Consider the following 20964-nt stretch of genomic DNA (forward strand, 5'->3'; position numbering starts at 1 on the left):
CGAGCTATAACTTTTTGTTATACGGTGTCAGTATCGTCTAAGTGCCATATTTTTACCTATCTTTGTAGCGAATATAATTCCGTTACCTAAGAAGTAACATCAGCATTAAGTCCCTAATACATAATGCTTTAATAATATTAATCAGAGCATTTTAAAATTACAAACGTAAGAATAATTCAATTTATTTACTTTTGTTCTTTCTTCCAATTCGAAACCCTTTAAATATATCTGTGTTGTTTTAATAGATTTGTGTCCTAGTGATTCGCTAATCATTTCGATAGGTACACCTCTGTACTTAGCAGTCGTAGCCCAAGAATGACGAAGCGTATACGACGTGACGGGCGAATGTAGCCTTAATTTTCTGGACAGGCTTTTCAACTCATTATTAAAACGTCTCAAAGCTGACTGATACTCACGATAGGCTCCTTCTTCATTCCGCTTGTACGCTCCGCTTAATATCCGGAAAAGATAATCAGGATAGCCAGAACTCCGGGTGTCAGATTTATTGTACAATCCCCCAATTGCATTCTGCGCTGACTCCAGCACTTCTATACTCATAGGAGTACCGGTCTTGGTACGATTGTACTTCAAAAGCCCCCGCTCCAGATTGGACTTTTCCAAATGGGCTAAATCAGAAAAAGGCATTCCACAAAACTGAAATAACAGATTGGCAATGGCCTGCGTCCGGCGAAGCTTTTCCGATTGAGGATCTTTGTTTAATAGCATGTGAAGTTCGCTGATCGGGATAGCTTTCTTCTGACGTGTGTCCACCCCGGTAAAAACATCCCGGAACAAACCATGTACATAAGGAGCCTGATGCATATCGACACCACGATTGTAGATACTACGCAACATACGCATATACGTAGAAATCGTATTGGGCTTCAAACGGGAAGCCATCAGATAGTTGCTATACCTCTTTAGAGTTTCACGGTTTATCTTACTAAACGTGATGGATTGAGTTCCACAAAACTGCGAAAAAGAACGAATAGCGTGTTTATACACATGGGCCGTAGAATAACGACCCTCTTGTCGCAAACAGTCGATGTAATTGTTTGCACAAATAGTAAATCGATTTTTTTCCATAAATTATAACTTATCTCATACGTGTTATTAAAAACGTGCGGAATATAGTAAGATTATAGATAAAATGAACCACGATTTTAAATTTACTTACTGTTTTAGATAGAAATTCGAATTATTTCTAAAAAAAATAAGTGAAGCCATGCAGTATTTTCAATAACCATGCATTTAACTTATAAAAGAGGGGAAAAAGGGAAATCAAACCATATATCATTAAAACCTACAACCTGAACTTAACAAGTGAAGTGGGGAAAAATAAAAAAGAGAGAGAGTTTTTTATACAACGTCCCCAAAAACGAGGAATCCCTGCCAATTTTCGAGTTGGCAGGGATTCATTTTTTATCTTCAAGAAGATGATCTTTTTACTTGCAGTATTTGGTTATCAATTCATCTGCATTCGGATCACCCAATTCTTTCGCTTTCTTAAAGTTGCCGCAAGCTTCATCTATCTTCTTCAGCTGTATCTGGCAAAGTCCCAATAAACGGTAAGCCTCACCATATTTAGGATCAGTCTTCAATATATTATTTAAAATCTGAATGGCTTCTTCATACCGTCCTACACGGAGGTTTACAACTGCATGCTCTGCCTGGTAGGTGAGGTCTGTCGGATTCATCTCGATGGCCTTGGCAATATCGTCTAAAGCGCGTTGAAACTGACGTGCTTTCAAAGCTGCCTGTTCGCGATAATAATAGAACACGTCGTTCACTTCTCCCTTGACTGCCGTATGGTAAGCATCATAATCGAGCATTGCATTTCGCGCCTGATCGGCATTCATATTCATCTGCGCACGTTCCAACAAATATGGAGCAAAGTCGGCCGTAATCGGTTGCGGGCAACGGGCAATACAGCTATCCATTAAGGCTACCACTTCTTTCGGATCCCCTTTCAGCAGTTCTTTCGTCTTGGCAGCACTAAAGAAAGTGGCCGGAGAAGCAATATTGCTAGTATTTACCTTTTCATAAGCAGCCAAAGCACCAGCATAGTCTTGTTGGGCAAACAGTATATCACCTTCCATTTGAATGTAAATTGGCAGCGAATCAATAGCGATTGCCTGACGGACATTCTTCAAAGCGGTGTCATACGTCCAGTCTTTATAAGTTTTCTCCGGCTTCGATAATTGATAAGCATACATTAGCTTACCTATATTATAATATACATCATCTTTCTTCTGGGCTACTTTCAGAGCCTGATTAAAGTCGGCAACGGCTTTATCATACCAGGTCTGATCATCTTTACCTTTAGATGCATAATAATTGGCACGACGGAGATAACCATCTGCATTGGCAGGGAACTGGCGAATGAAGTCATCCAACAGCTTTTCATAGTCCTCGCCCGAGAGGCTCGAAGAGGCCATGAACAGATACACTAATGCCTGATCTTCCGTTTCGGGTAAACCTTTCCGGATACCAATGCTTTTCAAGGCAGCGTCTCCCAAAGAAAGAGCACTGATTTTCTGCGACATGGCAAAAGCTGCTCCCGCCGCATAACAAGTAGTCACCGTATCGATACCGGATGATTTCTGCGCAATACCAAATACCTGACCTTCCGCATTCATCACCGGACAGCTCACCATCTTATCTTTCATATGCATGCTCAATGTATAATAATGGTATTCTCCGGCTACTTTGGAAACATCTTTCACCTTACCAGTAACGCAAGCGATACTTTTTTGTGTAGAATAAGGAAGCATCCACGCATCGGCTCCTGTCACCGGGGCTGTTTTAGCAACGACCAGCGCAGGCACTTTCTTCTCGGTGATAGCCACACGAAACTTAATGACATCATACATGTCATTCGCTCCAAGTATCAGGCTGACCGGCATCTGCTTGCCTTCGGAAGTAATCACTACCGCACGTTCAGCTCCTTTAAAAAGAGTATAATCTGATAAAGCCAATCCATCTTCGGACACAAAGAATCCGTTTCCCGTATTCAGCATTTTATCATTCTTGTCATAAGTCACTATTGAGAAGACTGCACGTTTTGCCTTCTCTACCCATTTTGGGGTTTGTGCCATGCTTCCTTGTACCAGGAAGAAAAGCAGCAAAGGTAGAATTAAAATCTTCTTCATATCAGTCATTGTTTCTTTGTTTCACAGCTTCGTAAATCAGGATACCGGCAGCTACAGAGACATTCAGGGATTCGATAGTGCCCAGCATCGGAATTTTCACCCATTCATCACAGAGGGCAAGGTTTTCATAAGAAACTCCTGTATCCTCAGCTCCCATTATGATGCAGAGGGGACCTGTATAATCGGCCTTGGTATAGTCATAATCTCCTTTTTCGGTAGCAGCCACAATGCGGAAACCACTATCTTTCAGATATTGCAGAGTCGAACGGAGGTTCTGCTCACGGCATACCGGAAGAGTATGTAGCGCTCCTGCCGATGTTTTCACGGCGTCAGCATTGACCGACGCACTACCCCGGACAGGAATAATCACGGCATCGACAGCCGCACATTCGCAGGTACGTGCAATCGCCCCGAAATTGCGTACATCGGTCACTCCGTCGAGCATAACAAAAAACGGATTTTTTCCTTGCTCAAACAAGAAAGGAACAAGATCCTCCGCTTTCTGATAAGTCACAGAAGAAATGAAGGCGATCACTCCTTGATGATTTTTCCGGGTAATACGGTTGATACGCTCTACCGGAACACGCTGAACAGGTATCAACGTACCTTTCAAAGCTGCAAAAAGCTCCTTGGAAAGATCACTTTGAATATCTTTCTTCACGAGGATCTTATCTATCTCTTTTCCAGCCTGAAGGGCTTCTATCACGGCACGAACGCCGAAAATCATTTCACTTTTATCTAACATCTGGTTGATTTACTATTTTACTATTTACTATTCACTATTTATCAGTTACGGGCAAGCAGGGATTTGGCATTGCTAAGGGCAGCTTCGGTCAGAGTGGCACCACTAAGCATGTGAGCTATTTCCTCTACCCGTTCTTCGTCAGTGAGACGGCGGATATGGCTGTTGGTTTCCGTATCGCTATCTTTCTTGTATACCTTATAATGAGCACGCCCACGGGCAGCAATCTGCGGCAGGTGGGTGATACTGATTACCTGACGGTTGCGGTCGCCCATCTCCTGCATCATGTCCGCCATACGGTCGGCTATTTCACCGGAGACCCCGGTATCTATTTCATCAAATACGATGGTCGGCAGCTTGACGGCTCCGGCAATCATTGCCTTGATAGAAAGCATGACACGAGCGATTTCACCTCCTGAAGCTACGGAAGAGATATTCTGCAAGGTGCCGTTCTTATTGGCGGAAAACAGGAAGTTGACTGTATCTTCTCCTTGCAATCCCGGCTCTTTCTTCAGTCCCATTTCTATCTGGAAACGAACATTCGGCATTCCTAATGGAATCAACCGGACAGCCAGCTGTTTTTCTACTTCACGAGCAGCTTTCGTACGGGCTTTGGTCAGCACTTCTGCCTGTTGTTTCACTTGTTTATATTGTTCCTCTTTGCGAGCAGTCAGTTCGGCGATACGCTCATCATAGGAAGTGATGTCCGACAATTTGCTGCGGTATTCATCCGTTAGCGCTATCAATTCATCAAGGGTTTGTACCCGATGTTTCTGCTGTAAGGAATAAATCAGATTCAACCGTTCATTCACTTCGTCCAGACGGACCGGATTGAATTCAACGGAGTCACTTTGTAAAGAGACTTCGTGCGAAATATCTTTCAGTTCGATATAAGCGCTCTCCATACGTTCGGTAAGTTCCTTAGCCGGCTGATATACTCTTTGCAGATTATTCAGTGTATTCAGACTGTCTTTCAGATAAGAAAGCAAGCCACCTTCATCCGAAGTAAACGACTGCTCCACCCGGTAAAGTCCGGCTTTTATCTCTTCTGCATGACTTAATGTTTCAGCTTCCTGCTCCAGTTCTTCCTGTTCGCCTTCCACCAAACAGGCTTCTTCGAGCTGTTCGAGTTGGAAGCGGATATAATCTTCATCGGAGCGACTTTTCTCTGCCAGTGACACTAATTCAGCGAGTTCGCGATCTGTCTGTTTCCATTCGTCATAACACAGATGATATTTCGCCAATGCAGCGTCATTATGCGCCAGAATATCAAGCACATTCAACTGAAATCCTTCTTTATTAAGCAGCAGATTCTGATGTTGCGAATGTACATCTATCAGCTGTTCGCCCAGCTCTTTCACTTGTGCCAACGAAGCAGGAGTATCGTTGATGAATGCCCGGCTCTTACCGGAAGACTGCACTTCACGACGCAAAATGCACTCTTCATCATATTCCAACTCGTTTTCTTCGAAAAACGGACGCATACCATAGGCAGATATATCGAAACGTGCCTCTATGATACATTTGGAAGCTCCGTGGCGAATCGCTTTCACATCGGCACGCTGTCCTAACAGGAGTCCGATAGCTCCCAGAATAATTGATTTTCCGGCTCCCGTTTCACCTGTTATAACGGAAAAGCCTGTTTCAAAACTGATATCCAGTTTTTCTATCAATGCGTAATTCTGAATGTATAGTGAACGTAACACCTTCTATTTTAATTAAAGATTAAAGATTAGAAATTAAAAACCGGAAGACAGAGTGACTACCAGACGGTCGATGATGTCTTGGGCTACTTCCGTCTTCGGCTTCAGAGGATAGTCTGTACGACCTTTCCTGTCGATGATACTTATTTTATTGGTATCATGGCGAAAACCGGCTCCAGCATCATTCAACGAATTGAGCACAATAAAGTCGAAGTTTTTGCGTTCGAGCTTTCCTTCGGCATTCTGCTGCTCATTATTGGTTTCGAGGGCAAAGCCAACCAATAACTGATTTTTCCCTTTCAGTGCTCCTAAATTGGCAGCGATGTCTTGTGTTGCCTGAAGATGGAGGGTTAGTTCCTCTTCTTTCTCCCGCTTAATCTTCTTGTCGGCCACTGTTTCCGGACGGTAGTCGGCTACTGCCGCACAAAGAATACCTGCATCAGCATCTGGAAAATAGATCTGTGAAGCCGCATACATTTCTTCTGCTGATTCCACATCTACACGCCGGATACGGGAATGTTTCGTTTTGAGTTGCACAGGACCTGTTATCAATGTCACCTGCGCTCCGCGACGGGCACATTCTTCTGCCAACGCAAATCCCATCTTTCCGGAAGAATAATTGCCTATGAAACGCACCGGGTCAATTTTTTCGTAAGTAGGTCCGGCTGTAATCATCACTTTCTTTCCGGATAGTTCATCACTCGAAGCGAAGAATTCATCCAATACCCGGATGATGTTTTCCGGCTCTTCCATACGTCCCTTTCCTACCAAGTGGCTGGCTAATTCTCCTGTTCCCGGCTCGATAATGTGATTACCGTAGGAACGCAGTATATCCAGATTTTTCTGGGTGGCGGGATGGGCAAACATATCGAGATCCATTGCCGGAGCAACAAACACGGGAGCTTTTGCCGAAAGATAAGTTGTTATGAGCATATTGTCGGCTATTCCATTGGCCATTTTACCGATAGTAGAGGCAGTGGCAGGTGCAATCAATACAGCATCCGCCCACAATCCGAGATCGACGTGGCTATTCCACGTTCCGTCACGCTGGGCAAAAAACTCACTAATGACTGGTTTGCTGGTCAAAGCCGAAAGAGTGATGGGAGTAATAAATTCTTTTCCCGCCGGAGTAATTACGACTTGCACTTCCGCTCCCTGTTTTATCAGTCCACGAATGATATAGCACGCCTTGTACGCGGCAATACTGCCGGTAATTCCAAGAATTATTTTTTTTCCTTTTAGCATTATTTTGTAATCAAATTACTCATTTCACGCAAACGGATTTTTGTCAATGCCGCCTTAGTGTTCAACGTGAAATCACTATTCAAAATCCAACTGTAATATCCGGGATCTTTCTTCAAAACCTCGGCTACAGACATTCCTTTATATTTTCCGAAGTTGAACACTTCCACCCCATTATCATCGTACACCATGCGTCCGGCAAAGTCTACATTCTTGCTGAAACTTGAATAATCTGCCAGGAACGCAATATCATTCTGAAGATCGGAGTAACGGTCGAGTTGTGCTTTCAGCACTTCGTAAGTGGCCCGTGTATCTGCTTCGGCAGTGTGTGCATCTTCCAGATTCTTGTCGCAATAGAATTTATAGGCAGCAGACAGGGTGCGTTGTTCCATTTTGTGGAAGATCACCTGTACGTCTACAAATTTGCGTTTCGTCATATCAATGTCCACTCCGGCGCGAAGGAACTCTTCAGCAAGGACAGGAATATCAAAACGATTGGAATTAAATCCTGCCAAATCGCAACCTTCAATGTCCCTGGCTATGTTTTTCGCCACTTCTTTGAAAGTAGGGCAATCGACTACGTCGGCATCATAAATGCCATGTATAGCAGAAGATGCTTCCGGGATATGCATTTCAGGATTGATACGTAATGTTTTTGCTTCTTCATTTCCATTCGGATATACTTTCAGATAGCAGATTTCAACAATTCGGTCTGTGTTGATATTGGTTCCGGTTGTTTCTAAATCAAAAAAAACAATGGGATTTTTCAGGTTTAATTTCATTTCTAATTATTTTTTCCACCACAGAGTAACACAGAGTTCCACAGAGTGTTTTATGTATTTATTGCTCTGTAGAACTCTGTGTTATTTTGCGGTGATTACTATTAATCATTTAGCATCATCGGCATCAGCAGCATCAGCAGGTCTTCGTTTTCTTCCTGCTCTACCGGGATGATTACTCCGGCACGTGAAGGATCTGCGAGTTCGATGACTACTTCGTCTGCTGAAATATTGTTCAGGATATCGATGAGGAATGTCGATTTGAAACCGATGCTCATTGCTGCACCTGCATACTGGCAAACTTGTGTTTCTTCGGCAGAAGTAGAGAAGTCAATATCTTGTGCGGAAATCACAATCTGGTTTTCCTGCATACGGAGTTTAATTAAACTGCTTGCCTGCGATGAGAAAATAGACACACGACGCAAAGCTCCTACCAACTGTTGACGGTCTACGGTCACTTTGTGCGGGTTGTTCTGCGGAATTACCGAGTTGTAGTTCGGGTAACGTCCTTCAATCAGGCGGCAAACCATCCGGTAGCTTTCGAGCATGAATACAGCATTACGTTCATCGAATTCGATCGTCACTGTGCCTTGTTCTTTCGGCAAAAGATTCTTAAGCAAAGTAGCCGGTTTCTTTGGAAGGATGAAGGCTGCACGCTCGTTACCTTTGGCTGCCAATGTCTTGCAACGCACCAGTTTATGACCGTCTGAAGCAACCATTGTGATGTCTTCTGTGGTAATATCGAAATAAATACCGTTCATCACCGGACGAAGTTCGTCATCGGCAGTAGCAAATACCGAACGGTTGATACCTCCCAGAAGTACACTTGCCTCCATTTCTACACGGACTGCATTATCACCCAGTGTAGCCGATTGCGGGAATTCATCCGCATTCTGCCCCATCAGGCTGTATTTTCCGTTCTGGTACTGCACTGTTATTTCATAATTATCCGGATTGATTTCAAATGTAAGTGGTTGTTCCGGGATTTCTTTCAGTGCATCAAGCAATGTTTTCGCTACTACGGCAAAACGCCCGTTTGTATCGCTTTCATTCACTTCTACGGTAGTCACCATCGTTGTTTCACTGTCGGATACAGTCACAGACAATGTTCCGTCTTCCAATTCGAAGAGGAAACAATCGAGAATTGGCAGCGCATTTTTTGAATTAATCACACGGCTGATGGCCTGTAAATGGCTGGAAAGAGCAGTACTTGAAACGATAAATTTCATATATTTTCGTGTATTTAAGTTTTAAATGTTCTATCGCACAAAGTTACGAAAAAAGATTTGGGCTGCCCAATAAAACAAAAGAAAAAAACAGGCATTGTGTGAGGGATATTACTAAAAAATTGTAACTTCGCCCCAGAATTTAAAATTATCGCAATGGAATTTACAGGAAAAATCATCGCTATCCTCCCCCCGAGAGGCGGAGTTTCAAAAACTAGCGGCAACGAGTGGAAATCACAAGAGTACGTTATCGAAAACCACGACCAATATCCGCGCAAGATGTGCTTCGACGTATTTGGCGCAGACAAAATTGAGCAGTTCAACATTCAAATGGGCGAAGAACTAACTGTATCATTCGACGTTGACGCCCGTCAGTGGAACGATCGTTGGTTCAATAGTATCCGTGCATGGAAAGTAGAACGTGTTGGTGCAGGTGCTCCGATGGCTTCCGGTTCTCCCGTTCCTCCCCCACCTCCGTCAGCTATGCCGGAATTTACTCCGGGGGATGCCAAAGACGATCTGCCATTTTAAACCGAAAGCCATTCGCCGGACGAATAAGCATAAAAAACTCCCGATAGGATTAAATTCTGTCGGGAGTTTTTTTTAGAAAAACGATTGTAAACAAACGGTCATTTTTTATTCTGATTTATATTTCAAAACAATGTTAGGATATACCACTCCGTCTGTACAGGCAAACTGAACAAAGAGGGTGAAATTATGGAAAAAATCGGCGTTACGCAGAAAAAAATCCGGTACAAAACGAACGTGGTTTTCTGATTGCCGAAATATGTGGTCAAAATCCGCCATCAACATAAAGTGGTATGAATCAGACAAGTGATCCATGCCTGCCTGATAGGCCATTACTCCATTAAGCACTTCGCCTTTATCCAGTTGGCGAATGTATTGTGACAGAGCATTCTCATCAGGAGCAAGCAACAAACGCCCGTCATAGAACGCCGCATACACATCCAAAGTGGCCTCCACAAAACTGGTCAGTTGTTTAAACAATGTTGTTTGAGGCAACCGATAGACCAAGTATGCCTTATTTACAGTATAACCAAAAGTAATACGGGGAGTTTTTCTTCCTTCATCTGCTGAAGCAGTATTGACAAGGGTACGAAGCATCCTTTCAGCTTCCGTCACATCTGCCACAGACAGGCTCAAGACTGCCGCTGCATCCTGCAACGTATCTTCACGCTGGAAGAGACAGGCAACCAGGTCTTGCCCGGCATTTTCCATCAGATAGCGGGAAAATTCCTTATCTCTATTCTGCACTTCACTCGTGCGGACTGCCCCGTTCTGCTCCTGCGCATTTCCATAAGAAAGTAAAGACGCCCAGTCCGTAATCCCCTGTCTGCTAAAATAGAAAGCAGTGGAGGGCAGTGCTTCACCCGGGAAGCCTTTGACTGATTGCTGCTGGCGAAGTTGTTTTATTAATGCAAAACAAGTGTCTGCATCATGAGTGATGCCGGAGAAATAGATAAAATCATCTTTCATCTTCATGTCAAATTCCGTCCATCCCATCATCCCTTTCATACGGGCATAGATTGTGGCGGTCGCTGCACTTTTTTTGGGAGCACGCACTCCTGTAAAGGTAGGATCATCTGCCAATGATTTACCACTCTTATATGCATCAATAACGTTTTCAATCAGTTTTTTCTGAAAACTTAATGCCATAAAATCAGACGTCAGATAGCAGGCTAGAAAATCACCATCTGCCATCGGGTAAATGATTATTTCCTCTCCTTTGTAAACAAACGTTTTCGGTGGATAAAGCGAAGATATATATTTACGCACAAACCTGTTTACCAATTCCTTATCCCCATTTCCCAATCTGCAATAAAGTACCTGGTTCCGTTCGTTATCCGGTTCGTGGAAACTAATCAGCATCTGATTCATTTGCCGACTCAAGCCATGGGGAGTATCTTCCGAGAGGGCATAAAGGCTTTGTTTCAGATAAGAAAAAAGTTTGGATACATAAAGATATTGCTGATTTTTACTACAAGTCAGATCATCGACCTCCGCTACAAACTCGAGCACATCATCGGTAACAAATACGGCTGAAGTGGTGGATGGAACCAGTTCATAAAGATCAAAATCTTTCTGCCCTTCGGCCGCCGACAGTCTAAAAAAAGAGTACAATGCGAAACCTGAGCACAAAAGTACAACAGAAGACGTGATCGCTATTTTCACTATCGTACGAAGTTTCATAATATTCGCTGTTTATCGGCTAGGTGCAAAAATAATAATTTCTACAAAGAAAACAAAACTTTTGCTAAAAATTTCACCGATAATCAAAGATAGATATCCAATCCGTCGAATGCCAGGTGAATATTTTCCGGAAGGCTCTTTTCAACCTCCGCATGCAAGCCCATATCATGACTCATGTGTATAAAGTACGTCTTCTTTGCCTGAATGCGCTGCGCCACTGCCAATGCTTCTTCCAAATTCTGATGAGTAGGATGCGTGGCAATCCGAAGTGCATTCACTACCAAAACATCTATTCCCGCCAATTGTTCATAGGATTCTTCGGGCATGGTCAGCATATCAGTGATATAACCTAATTGCCCGATACGATATCCCAGAATAGGCAATCGGTCATGCATCACACGTAAAGGAAGTACCTCCGTGTGGTTAACAGAAAAGGCCTGCCCCACCGAGATTTCCTGCAAAGGAATGTCAGGAACTCCCGGATAACGATGGTCAACAAAGCAATAGGGCATACGCAAGCGCAAGCCTTGCGCCACATAATTTTCCGCATAAATAGGCACTGAACCAAATCGGCAAAACGGACGCAAATCGTCCAACCCGCCCACATGGTCATAATGTTCATGCGTAATGAGCACACCATCTATCTTCTCAAAAGGAAGACGCAATACCTGTGTCCGGAAATCCGGACCGCAATCTATCAAAATTTGCGCATCATCTGTCTCAACAATAGCAGATGCACGCAATCGGTTATCTTTCGGATCGGTAGAAGTACAAACCGGACATGTACAGCCGATTTGGGGTACTCCCGTCGATGTTCCACTTCCAATGATTCTTACTTTCACTTGTTACTTCTCAATTTATTAAGTTAACTTCCGGGTGGATATCAATGCCGAACTTCTCATGAACAGAGGCTCGGACTGCATCTGAAAGCGCAAGAATATCGCTACCTTTTGCTCCACCAAGATTCACTAACACCAGCGCTTGTTTATCATGTACGGCAGCCGGACCTAAGGCCTTACCTTTCCAGCCGCATTGGTCGATCATCCATCCTGCCGGAATTTTCACCCGATCTTCTGCCAGCTCATAGTAAGGCATCCGGGGATATTCCTGCTGCAGGGCTTCCAGTTTTTCTTTCGGCACAATGGGATTCATAAAGAAGCTGCCGGCATTTCCCATTACCTTCGGGTCGGGCAACTTGCTCTCACGAATATCAATTATCACTTTCCGTACAACAGAAAGCGTCAATGCCGGATATTTTTCAAGCTCCTGACGAATGGTTCCATAATCTAACGTATAATGTTCTTTTTTACTAAGTCGGAAACGGACATAGGTGACAAAAGCCGACTTGTTTTCCGGGCGTTTAAAGATACTGTTACGGTAGGTATATCCACACTCTTCCACCGAATAAACGCGTTCTTCAGCTTGAATGTTCACCGTTTCCACAGCTGTTATCAGATCTTTCACTTCAACGCCATAAGCTCCGATGTTCTGTACCGCGCTCGCTCCGACCTCACCGGGGATGAGCGACAGGTTCTCCGTTCCATACCATCCATGTTCTACGCAATATGCAACGAAGTCATCCCATACTACTCCCGCTCCCACTCGTACCGACACAGAGTGTTCATCTTCCTCCGTCACTTCGATTCCTTCAATGCGGGAATGGAGTATCAATCCGTCGTAATCTTTGGTAAACAACAGGTTACTGCCGCCACCAATATGCAAAAAAGGTGTCACAATGGCACCTTGCACAACCAGCTTCTTCAGTTCTTCAACCGAAGAATATTCTAAAAAACGAGCGGCACTGACATCGATGCCGAATGTATTGTAGGGCAAAAGAGAATACATATATTTTTAGTTATAAGTTATACTGTTATAGTGCGTCGTAACCTGTATCAGATACTTGTATCTTCAAACTTATACAATTCCCATTCTCCGGCTTTCCGGCGGAAATAAAGGATATTGGAAAAACCATTTCCGATACCTTTCAACGCCAGGATTTTCGTGGGCGAATCATCGTCATTCCGCTGTCCGTAATTAATATTAGAAAGGCGGTCGACAGGAAGTACCGGTTTGAAGGCAAACCACTGATTAAGATCGAGGGTTGTCTCCAAAATGGAGAAATCATCGTCCGGATCACTGGTTACAAAAGCCAACGGCTCCCGCACACGCTGACTCTGAAAAAGACTATCCGTTGCAAAATGTCCGAAAAACTCAACAAAGTTTTCATTATCACTTTGTTCAATGGGCCGCAGGTTGATTGCCTCCAGTATCCATGCACCTTTGATACGTTCAAAATAGTATCTTTTCACCATTCGTGTTTTCACGAACATCCACTCTACCTGCACAGAAGTGAGGGAGGTATCTCCTACTAGATCCATGTCTTCTTCTCTATCAAACAGCAGTGTATAATAATGCTGCTTGGTAAACAAGTCGTCATGCTTCCAGTTGCGTTCCTCGATGTTTGACTTCTTATCTCCATTGTAGTAGGGCAATGGAAATTTCACACGCTGACGCTGTAACACATCATCGGAAGCAAAATTGTAAATAAAATCATCAAAAGATTCATCCGCCTGTATAGGCTGCGGATCTTCCGGCGATTTGTCATGGTGGCTAGAATCGGCTATCTGCCGGACTGAATCCACCTCTTTAGTAATAGATGCGAAGGGGTCAATATTTGTTTTCTTGTTTCCACAAGAGCTCAATATACCGAGCAGTATGACCCCTGCAATTAGTTTTTTCATTATTTCAGTTTCTCTCTTAACTTTTCAAGCATATCCACCGTCATGCTTTCCAAATTGTAGGCCGGCTTCCATCCCCACTCTTCACGAGCACAGGTATCATCCAGACTATCGGGCCAGCTATCGGCTATGCGCTGCTTCAAAGGATCTATATCATAAATCATCTCAAACTGCGGCACATGCTTCTTGATAGCTTGATATATCGTTTCCGGATCGAAACTCATGGAAGCGATATTGAAAGCATTGCGGTGTATCAATCTTGCCGGATCGGCTTCCATCAGTGTGATTGCTGCATTCAGCGCATCCGGCATGTACATCATATCCATTAAAGTGCCTTGCTTAATGGGGCACACAAACTTTTCTCCTTTCACTGCCGAGTAGTAAATATCGACAGCATAATCGGTCGTACCTCCTCCCGGAGGGGTCACATTCGAAATAATGCCCGGAAAACGGACAGCACGGGTATCGACACCGTATTTATTAAAATAGTAATCACTCAATAACTCTGTCGTTACTTTAGTGACTCCATACATGGTACGGGGACGTTGAATGGTGTCCTGCGGTGTTTTCGTGTGAGGCGTACTAGCGCCAAACGAACCGATAGAACTCGGAGTAAACACTGCGCACCCTTGTTCACGTGCCACTTCCAGCACATTCCACAATCCATCGATGCCTATTTTCCAGGCCAGCTTGGGTTTCGACTCGGCAACTACGGACAACAGAGCAGCCAAATTATAAATCGTATCAATGTGATACTCTTTTACTACAGATGCGATCGCTTCTCCGTCCGTTACATCAGCAATAGCCGACGGTCCGGACTCCTTTAATTCCCCTTTAGGTTCTGCACCCGGAATATAACCTGCTACTACATTTGCATTTCCGTAACGTTTCCGTAGCTCCATCGTCAGCTCCGACCCTATCTGTCCGGTAGCTCCAATAATCAAAATGTGTTCCATTTTTTCTTCTGACTTAGAATATCAAGCTTAAATAGTGCGCAAAGTAAGCACTTTTTTTTCAGATTTTAATCAAAAAGACATTGTTATTCCAAGAAAAATTGTGTCCTTTGCAATATAACTTAATCACCCAAACACTATGTACGGTAAAATGCAAGAATATCTCCGCCAAACATTGGCTGAAATTAAGGAAGCCGGACTTTATAAAGAAGAACGACTGATTGAAAGTGCGCAGCAAGCTGCCATCACTGTAAAAGGTAAGGAAGTATTAAACTTCTGCGCAAACAACTATCTAGGATTGTCCAATCATCCCCGATTAATCAAGGCTTCGCAGGAAATGATGAACAACCGTGGATACGGAATGTCATCCGTCCGTTTCATTTGTGGAACACAAGATATACACAAAGAACTGGAAGCTGCCGTCTCGGACTATTTCCAGACTGAAAACACGATTCTGTATGCTGCCTGCTTTGACGCTAACGGCGGTGTATTCGAACCGCTTTTCTCTGAAGAGGATGCCATCATCTCGGACTCGCTAAACCACGCTTCTATCATTGACGGGGTACGTCTTTGTAAAGCGAAACGTTACCGTTATGCCAATGCTGACATGAAAGACCTGGAAAGATGTCTGCAAGAAGCGCAGGCACAACGTTTCCGTATTGTTGTTACGGACGGTGTGTTCTCAATGGATGGCAATGTAGCTCCGATGGATCAGATTTGTGATCTTGCCGAGAAATACAATGCGTTAGTAATGGTGGACGAGTCTCACTCTGCCGGTGTGGTAGGTGCCACTGGTCATGGCGTAAGCGAGTTGTATAAGACTCACGGACGTGTAGATATTTATACCGGAACGTTGGGTAAGGCTTTCGGCGGTGCACTGGGAGGATTTACCACCGGGCGTAAAGAAATCATTGATTTACTCCGTCAACGTAGTCGCCCGTATTTGTTCTCCAACTCATTGGCTCCGGGTATCATCGGTGCAAGTCTTGAAGTTTTCAAGATGCTGAAAGAGAGCAATGCATTACATGATAAACTCGTCGAGAATGTAAACTACTTCCGCGATAAGATGACGGCTGCCGGATTTGATATTAAACCGACACAAAGTGCTATCTGTGCTGTTATGCTATATGATGCGAAGTTATCCCAGATTTACGCTGCACGTATGCAGGAGGAGGGTATCTATGTGACAGGTTTCTACTATCCGGTAGTGCCGAAAGATCAGGCCCGCATCCGTGTACAGATTTCTGCAGGACACGAAAAAGCACATCTTGACAAGTGTATCGCTGCCTTTATCAAGGTAGGTAAAGAGCTCAACGTATTGAAAGCGGAATAACTCCGAAGCAAGGTTTCCTTGCGGAATCTATATTTTAGGCGCGGATTACACGGATCACACAGATTTCACGTATCTTACACAGTTGCTTTATAACAAGCTTCATTCTAAAAAACGTATAATACGTGAAATCTATGTAATCTGCACCTAAATTCTCTTTTATAAAATGAATTTTGAACCGCTACTTGACTACAAAAAATAGATTATGGAAGAACTGACCCTCACTACTCCTGCCCTACTTTTCTCGGCAGTTTCATTGATTTTGTTGGCTTACACCAACCGTTTCTTATCGTATGCCCAACTTGTGCGCCAACTGCGTGACCGCTACGTGGAGAACCCTTCGGATATCACTGAAGCTCAAATCGAGAATTTACGGAAACGGTTGAACCTGACCCGTACAATGCAAGGACTGGGTATTGCAAGTCTTTTTCTTTGCGTAGTCAGTATGTTTCTTATTTATATCGGACTGCAATTATTTTCTGCTTACGTATTCGGACTGGCACTGATTCTGTTGATAGCCTCTCTAGGCGTATCTTTCCGCGAAATACAGATTTCCACCCGTTCACTGGAGATTTACTTGGGAACGATGGAGAAAGGGAAAAACAAAAAATAACACGGTTGACAATCCCTCCTATTAAGTTTTATCAAGACACTACCCGGCAAGGAAGGATGACCGTAAAGCGACTTCCCTTGCCTACTTCGGATTTGAGTTCAATCCTTCCACCCAGTTTTTCTATAATTACCTGACAAATAGAAAGCCCCAATCCTGCTCCCTGTGAAAATTCGTTCTGTTTGTAGAAACGGCTGAAAATCATCCGTTGTTCTTCGCGTGGAATACCTCTCCCAGTATCTTCTACATAAATCCGCACATGCCCCTCATCCGGCAGATAAATATACCCTAATTTGATATATCCGGTTTCCGTAAATTTACTGGCGTTATTCAAGAAATTTGTTAGAACTTGTATCAAGCGCTCTCTATCCACATTAATTTCCAAAGGTATATTATCCACTTCTTTCAGGAATTCCAGGCGTGGAGCAATCAATACCTGGTGAGTCATATAAATGTCATCAATCAGCTCTCTCACCCTACATTTCTTAAACGAGAAAGACATATAGCCTGATTCGATACGAGAAAGCTCCAAAATATCGTTAATCAATTTGAGCAACAACTCGCTGTTCTTATTAATAGTGCCGATGTATTCTTCGCGTTCTACGGAACTCAATCCATCTTCCAATGCCAGAATATTGGCAAAACCCACAATCGAATTAAGTGGAGTACGTATCTCATGGCTCATATTTGCCAGGAATGATTGTTTCAATTCTGCCTTTTCAGCGAGTAAGCGTGCAGCTTCCAGTTCCTCTTCACGATCTTTTATATCTTGTATGTTGAGCAGCAAACCTGCTGTTTTATATTCACCACCCGAAAGCTGTTTAGTAGTATAACGAAACTCCCACCACTATAGCCTTTACCGTCGAAGTTACAAAGCTCCTGCACAATTTTTTTATGAGCACTTTTCAGATTTCGCCAGTTGAACTTCACTCCCTCCCAATGATCGGGATGAATAAAGCTCATGAATTCCTTAAACGATAGTTGTCTAGGATTTAACCCTTGCGACGCCCAGAATGCATCTTCAAAAACAAAACAACCCTTATCCAATCTCCAAGCATACGTCATTCCACCCTCAATGGCTAATGACAATGTTTCTTTTTCATCAGCCAATGCTATAAGAGCCTGTTTTTTCCTCATCTGTTCCCGAAGATATAGCCACCAAAGAGAAGCAAAAAGTAAAATCAGGAAAAGAACAAATGAAGCGACTAAGGCTCCCCACAAAAATGGATATTCATCTCTGAACGGAATATTGATAATACGATATTTAGCAGGAATACTTTCCTTACTCAAACCAATTTGCGTCATTGTATTCCAGTCTACGACATACTCTTTCCGGCTTTCAACAATGGGTATATCCGAAGGGCTTGCGCCATGTAATATGCGAACGGCAGTTTTCACCTCTTCTTCTACCTGAATAGGCAGCGAAGTGATGTATCCACCCAACAACTTCTCACCAAACCCAAAGGCTTCATTGATGGCTGTCAGACTAGGACTACCACAGATACTCCCAATATTAATAGTGGTGTAATCACGTTTCAACTGGATATAACATTGATCGCGGTAACTCCTGTTCAAAACCCACATAAAAGTAGCATTCGAATGGTTTCTGGCATTACGCAAAGGAATAGCCATGAAACGGGTATAGCCTTCTTCCTGTGCCAAACGTATCTGTTCTTCAGGAGAAAGTTCGGGATTATCTATGAATCCGGTCACTTTATATCCTTTAAACTGCTCCTTTGCATCTCTTCTGATTTGTCTGTCGATATAGGTAGTATCAAGCATGGTAAACAAACGAACGTGCTCACCGAAAAGCTCTTTTGCCACACTGATATTCTCATTAAAGGCTATCTTGTCATGGAAGCCTGTCACGTTGGGATGATGTTTCAGTAATCCCCAATTCGGATAATTGACACCACCAAAAACTACAGGCACTTCTTTCGCCAACTGAATTCCGCATTTCATCAATGAATAAGTAGCCTAGTCTTCATTCACCAGAATCACTTCCGGCCGCCAGTCTTTCGATACGGAATCAACCAGAAAGCGCATCCGCTCAAGTTCCGGCTCTTCCCAGTAGGATTCACAGTCTAAATAAACGGTACGAATATCAGCATCAATTTTCTCTTTTTCAAATTGCTCCGCTATCATCCGGTTAAATTCCGGATAAGCCGCATAAGTCTCCTCATAAGAGTGGATAACCAGAATACGCCGTTCTTCTTTTTGAGAACAACTACTCACCCCCAAAAAGAGCAATAAAAATACAGGGAGCAATCTAAAAATTCCTCTATTCACACCATTCATTTATAATAATCGGGATTAATTTTTCTCTGACTCGTAATACAAAGGTAGTTTATTTTCGAACATATAAGCCTAATAAGTGAAAAAAAAGAAGCTGTCTGAACAGAAATTCAGGCAGCTTCTATCTATATAAAGAACTATTTTTTCAGAGTAGCATCATTAACGCTGTCCCAATTGTGAATCTACAAAGAAAATTCCGGTATCACCAGCCTTCTTGATCTTGTCAACAATGCCTTGTGCTGTAGCTTCTTCTTCTACTTGTTCGCGAACAAATCCCCACAAGAAATCCTGTGTTGCTTTATCCTTTTCAGCAGCAGCTACGTCTACCAGCTTGTCTACCAATTGAGAAACATGACATTCATGCTTGTAAACGTGTTCAAACACTTCGAGAGGTGTACCCCATCCGTTAGGAACAACATCTATTTTATCTACTTTAGCAGTTCCTCCACGTTTGATGATATAATCTGCCATTGCATAAGCGTGTCCCATTTCTTCCTGGGATTGCTTTTTCATCCAATGAGCAAAACCGCTGAAACCTTCTTTCTCAAAATAGAAAGACATTGCTAGATACAGGTTAGCAGACCACATTTCAGCAGTAATCTGTTCGTTAATTGCATTCTGTAATTTTTCTGAAATCATAATCGTATTTTTTATTAAGTTGTTAATGTAGTTTCTTTTTGAACTCATTACAAAAATAACAAGCTTTCAGTTAAAATTGTTCCATGCACCCTATATTTTTAAACTACATTCACATTTTGATTGTAGTGGTTCATTTTTTACTTACACCAGTTCGTCGGAAGTATATCCTTTCGGCAGTTCACGACAGTTGTATCCGGAAGCCATTATTTCACCATAAGCACCAGCAGAACGAAGGGCTATCAAGTCACCACGCTTCACTTTGTTCAGGTCAATTGCTTTTCCGAAAACATCCGACGATTCACAGATCGGTCCTACTACATCGTATGCCTCCAATGGTTCTTCGGAAGTAATATTTTCCATTTTATGGAATGCCTGATACAGAGCCGGACGGATAAGATCGGTCATACCTGCATCCAGGATGGCAAATTTCTTCCGTGTGCCTTGTTTTACATACAAAACCTTAGAGATTAAGGAACCGCACTGTCCTACAACTGCACGTCCCAATTCAAAATGCAAGGTCTGATAAGGACGTAATTTCAGTTGTCCGGCATAGGTAGCAAAGTAATCCTTGAAGTTCGGAATAGCCTGACGATTGGGATGTCCGTAGTCAATTCCCAAACCACCTCCTACATTAATGTGTTCTACCAGAATTCTGCGAGCTTCCAATTTATCCTGCAATTCATTGACACGATTACAGAGAGCTACAAAATCGCCCATATCCAGAATCTGTGAACCAATGTGGAAATGAAGCCCGATAAACTTTACGTTTTTCATCTCCTGCGCCACATCTATCACCTTGTCCATATCCTGCATGCTGATACCGAATTTGTTTTCCGCCAAACCGGTAGTGATATTTGCGTGAGTATGTGCGCCTACATCCGGATTGATACGGAAAGCAACATTAGCCACCTTATTTTGAGCAGCAGCCAATTCATTGATTACTTCCAGTTCGGGAATAGACTCTACATTGAAACAGAAGATGCCGTACTCCAGCCCGAGGTTAATTTCCCAGTCTGCTTTACCTACTCCTGCAAAAACAACTTTATTGGCCGGAAATCCTGCACGGATAGCGGCACGAATTTCTCCACCGCTCACACAGTCGGCTCCCATTCCGCTCTCACGGATGATGGTAAGTACTTTCGGGTTAGCATTTGCTTTAACAGCGTAATGCACTGAATAATTAGGATATTTGGCAACCTCATGGTTAATAGCCGACAATGTATCGCGCAGCACTTTGGTATCGTAATAATAGAAAGGTGTCTGCAAAGTGCGGAATTTATCGATTGGAAATATTCCCTTCATAATTCGAAAAACTTGTTTAGTTGGTTAAAAAAGAGCGCTTTT

17 protein-coding genes and 1 pseudogene are annotated in these 20964 nt (G+C 43.1%); 3 read left to right on the forward strand and 15 right to left on the reverse strand.

What is annotated here, in order from left to right; translation table 11 throughout:
* Positions 1–141: 141 nt before the first annotated feature.
* The 7 genes from DXA54_RS25005 to dnaN form a co-directional block, all read right to left on the reverse strand.
* A complete protein-coding gene (locus tag DXA54_RS25005) occupies positions 142–1086 on the reverse strand; it encodes a tyrosine-type recombinase/integrase (protein WP_032852542.1) in 945 nt (314 codons plus the stop codon).
* 359 nt (positions 1087–1445) lie between these two features.
* On the reverse strand, positions 1446–3152 hold the full coding sequence (locus DXA54_RS25010; protein WP_120080937.1) for a serine protease: 1707 nt from the start codon (positions 3150–3152) through the stop codon (positions 1446–1448).
* 1 nt (position 3153) lies between these two features.
* Positions 3154–3897: a 23S rRNA (guanosine(2251)-2'-O)-methyltransferase RlmB gene (rlmB, locus tag DXA54_RS25015; protein WP_004297025.1), complete on the reverse strand. Its 744-nt coding sequence runs from the start codon at positions 3895–3897 to the stop codon at positions 3154–3156.
* A 41-nt stretch (positions 3898–3938) separates the two neighbouring features.
* The gene (recN, locus tag DXA54_RS25020) at positions 3939–5600 is read right to left on the reverse strand and encodes a DNA repair protein RecN (protein ID WP_008648586.1); all 1662 of its coding nucleotides are present in this window, start codon (positions 5598–5600) and stop codon (positions 3939–3941) included.
* Between the two features lie 33 nt (positions 5601–5633).
* Positions 5634–6842, reverse strand: coding sequence for a bifunctional phosphopantothenoylcysteine decarboxylase/phosphopantothenate--cysteine ligase CoaBC (gene coaBC, locus DXA54_RS25025; RefSeq protein ID WP_008648587.1), 1209 nt, complete (start codon positions 6840–6842; stop codon positions 5634–5636).
* Positions 6842–7621, reverse strand: a complete 780-nt coding sequence (locus tag DXA54_RS25030; protein WP_004297028.1) for a 3'-5' exonuclease — start codon at positions 7619–7621, stop codon at positions 6842–6844. Before DXA54_RS25030 ends, coaBC begins: the two co-directional genes overlap by 1 nt.
* A gap of 101 nt (positions 7622–7722) precedes the next feature.
* Positions 7723–8847 (reverse strand): DNA polymerase III subunit beta, encoded by a 1125-nt coding sequence (gene dnaN, locus DXA54_RS25035; protein WP_004297029.1) that lies wholly within the window; start codon positions 8845–8847, stop codon positions 7723–7725.
* Positions 8848–9000: 153 nt separating this feature from the next.
* On the opposite strand from dnaN, the gene DXA54_RS25040 reads away from it, so the two are divergent.
* Entirely contained in the window at positions 9001–9375 is a 375-nt protein-coding gene (locus tag DXA54_RS25040; RefSeq protein WP_004311494.1) for a DUF3127 domain-containing protein, read from the forward strand.
* A 105-nt stretch (positions 9376–9480) separates the two neighbouring features.
* Here the strand turns inward: DXA54_RS25040 and DXA54_RS25045 are convergent, their stop codons facing one another.
* The 5 genes from DXA54_RS25045 to DXA54_RS25065 all read right to left on the reverse strand — a co-directional run bounded on the left by DXA54_RS25045 (position 9481) and on the right by DXA54_RS25065 (position 14749).
* Positions 9481–11055 carry a DUF3352 domain-containing protein gene (locus DXA54_RS25045; protein ID WP_008648588.1) on the reverse strand — a complete coding sequence of 525 codons (1575 nt, stop codon included), beginning with the start codon at positions 11053–11055 and terminating at the stop codon, positions 9481–9483.
* Between the two features lie 83 nt (positions 11056–11138).
* A complete protein-coding gene (locus DXA54_RS25050; protein ID WP_120080935.1) occupies positions 11139–11897 on the reverse strand; it encodes an MBL fold metallo-hydrolase in 759 nt (252 codons plus the stop codon).
* 10 nt (positions 11898–11907) lie between these two features.
* The gene (murB, locus tag DXA54_RS25055; RefSeq protein WP_008648590.1) at positions 11908–12900 is read right to left on the reverse strand and encodes a UDP-N-acetylmuramate dehydrogenase; all 993 of its coding nucleotides are present in this window, start codon (positions 12898–12900) and stop codon (positions 11908–11910) included.
* A 47-nt stretch (positions 12901–12947) separates the two neighbouring features.
* Positions 12948–13796, reverse strand: coding sequence for a DUF4348 domain-containing protein (locus DXA54_RS25060; RefSeq protein WP_004297036.1), 849 nt, complete (start codon positions 13794–13796; stop codon positions 12948–12950).
* Positions 13796–14749 carry an NAD-dependent epimerase/dehydratase family protein gene (locus DXA54_RS25065; protein ID WP_004311497.1) on the reverse strand — a complete coding sequence of 318 codons (954 nt, stop codon included), beginning with the start codon at positions 14747–14749 and terminating at the stop codon, positions 13796–13798. Before DXA54_RS25065 ends, DXA54_RS25060 begins: the two co-directional genes overlap by 1 nt.
* Positions 14750–14885: 136 nt before the next feature.
* Here DXA54_RS25065 and kbl point away from each other — a divergent pair, with 136 nt between their 5' ends.
* Together kbl and DXA54_RS25075 are read left to right on the forward strand one after the other, a co-directional pair.
* Complete coding sequence (gene kbl / locus DXA54_RS25070) at positions 14886–16079, forward strand: glycine C-acetyltransferase (RefSeq protein ID WP_008648592.1); 1194 nt, start codon at positions 14886–14888, stop codon at positions 16077–16079.
* A gap of 202 nt (positions 16080–16281) precedes the next feature.
* Entirely contained in the window at positions 16282–16689 is a 408-nt protein-coding gene (locus DXA54_RS25075; RefSeq protein WP_004304023.1) for a DUF2721 domain-containing protein, read from the forward strand.
* 31 nt (positions 16690–16720) lie between these two features.
* Here the strand turns inward: DXA54_RS25075 and DXA54_RS25080 are convergent.
* From DXA54_RS25080 to lysA, 3 genes and pseudogenes are all read right to left on the reverse strand, one after another.
* A pseudogene (locus DXA54_RS25080) lies at positions 16721–18984 on the reverse strand (ATP-binding protein).
* Between the two features lie 156 nt (positions 18985–19140).
* Positions 19141–19620: a ferritin gene (locus tag DXA54_RS25085; protein ID WP_004304025.1), complete on the reverse strand. Its 480-nt coding sequence runs from the start codon at positions 19618–19620 to the stop codon at positions 19141–19143.
* 141 nt (positions 19621–19761) lie between these two features.
* Positions 19762–20922 (reverse strand): diaminopimelate decarboxylase, encoded by a 1161-nt coding sequence (gene lysA, locus DXA54_RS25090; protein ID WP_004304026.1) that lies wholly within the window; start codon positions 20920–20922, stop codon positions 19762–19764.
* Positions 20923–20964: the final 42 nt, after the last annotated feature.

The sequence above is a fragment of the Bacteroides sp. OF03-11BH genome (assembly GCF_003604005.1).
Classification (GTDB): Bacteria; Bacteroidota; Bacteroidia; order Bacteroidales; family Bacteroidaceae; genus Bacteroides; species Bacteroides ovatus.

Coding starts and splice junctions, on each gene's coding strand:
- murB (WP_008648590.1), bottom strand. CDS start 12,900: ATGTATTCTCTTTTGCCCTACAATACATTCGGCATCGATGTCAGTGCC.
- dnaN (WP_004297029.1), bottom strand. CDS start 8,847: ATGAAATTTATCGTTTCAAGTACTGCTCTTTCCAGCCATTTACAGGCC.
- rlmB (WP_004297025.1), bottom strand. CDS start 3,897: ATGTTAGATAAAAGTGAAATGATTTTCGGCGTTCGTGCCGTGATAGAA.
- DXA54_RS25030 (WP_004297028.1), bottom strand. CDS start 7,621: ATGAAATTAAACCTGAAAAATCCCATTGTTTTTTTTGATTTAGAAACA.
- DXA54_RS25075 (WP_004304023.1), top strand. CDS start 16,282: ATGGAAGAACTGACCCTCACTACTCCTGCCCTACTTTTCTCGGCAGTT.
- DXA54_RS25065 (WP_004311497.1), bottom strand. CDS start 14,749: ATGGAACACATTTTGATTATTGGAGCTACCGGACAGATAGGGTCGGAG.
- DXA54_RS25085 (WP_004304025.1), bottom strand. CDS start 19,620: ATGATTTCAGAAAAATTACAGAATGCAATTAACGAACAGATTACTGCT.
- DXA54_RS25060 (WP_004297036.1), bottom strand. CDS start 13,796: ATGAAAAAACTAATTGCAGGGGTCATACTGCTCGGTATATTGAGCTCT.
- kbl (WP_008648592.1), top strand. CDS start 14,886: ATGTACGGTAAAATGCAAGAATATCTCCGCCAAACATTGGCTGAAATT.
- DXA54_RS25045 (WP_008648588.1), bottom strand. CDS start 11,055: ATGAAACTTCGTACGATAGTGAAAATAGCGATCACGTCTTCTGTTGTA.
- DXA54_RS25010 (WP_120080937.1), bottom strand. CDS start 3,152: ATGAAGAAGATTTTAATTCTACCTTTGCTGCTTTTCTTCCTGGTACAA.
- coaBC (WP_008648587.1), bottom strand. CDS start 6,842: ATGCTAAAAGGAAAAAAAATAATTCTTGGAATTACCGGCAGTATTGCC.
- DXA54_RS25005 (WP_032852542.1), bottom strand. CDS start 1,086: ATGGAAAAAAATCGATTTACTATTTGTGCAAACAATTACATCGACTGT.
- lysA (WP_004304026.1), bottom strand. CDS start 20,922: ATGAAGGGAATATTTCCAATCGATAAATTCCGCACTTTGCAGACACCT.
- DXA54_RS25040 (WP_004311494.1), top strand. CDS start 9,001: ATGGAATTTACAGGAAAAATCATCGCTATCCTCCCCCCGAGAGGCGGA.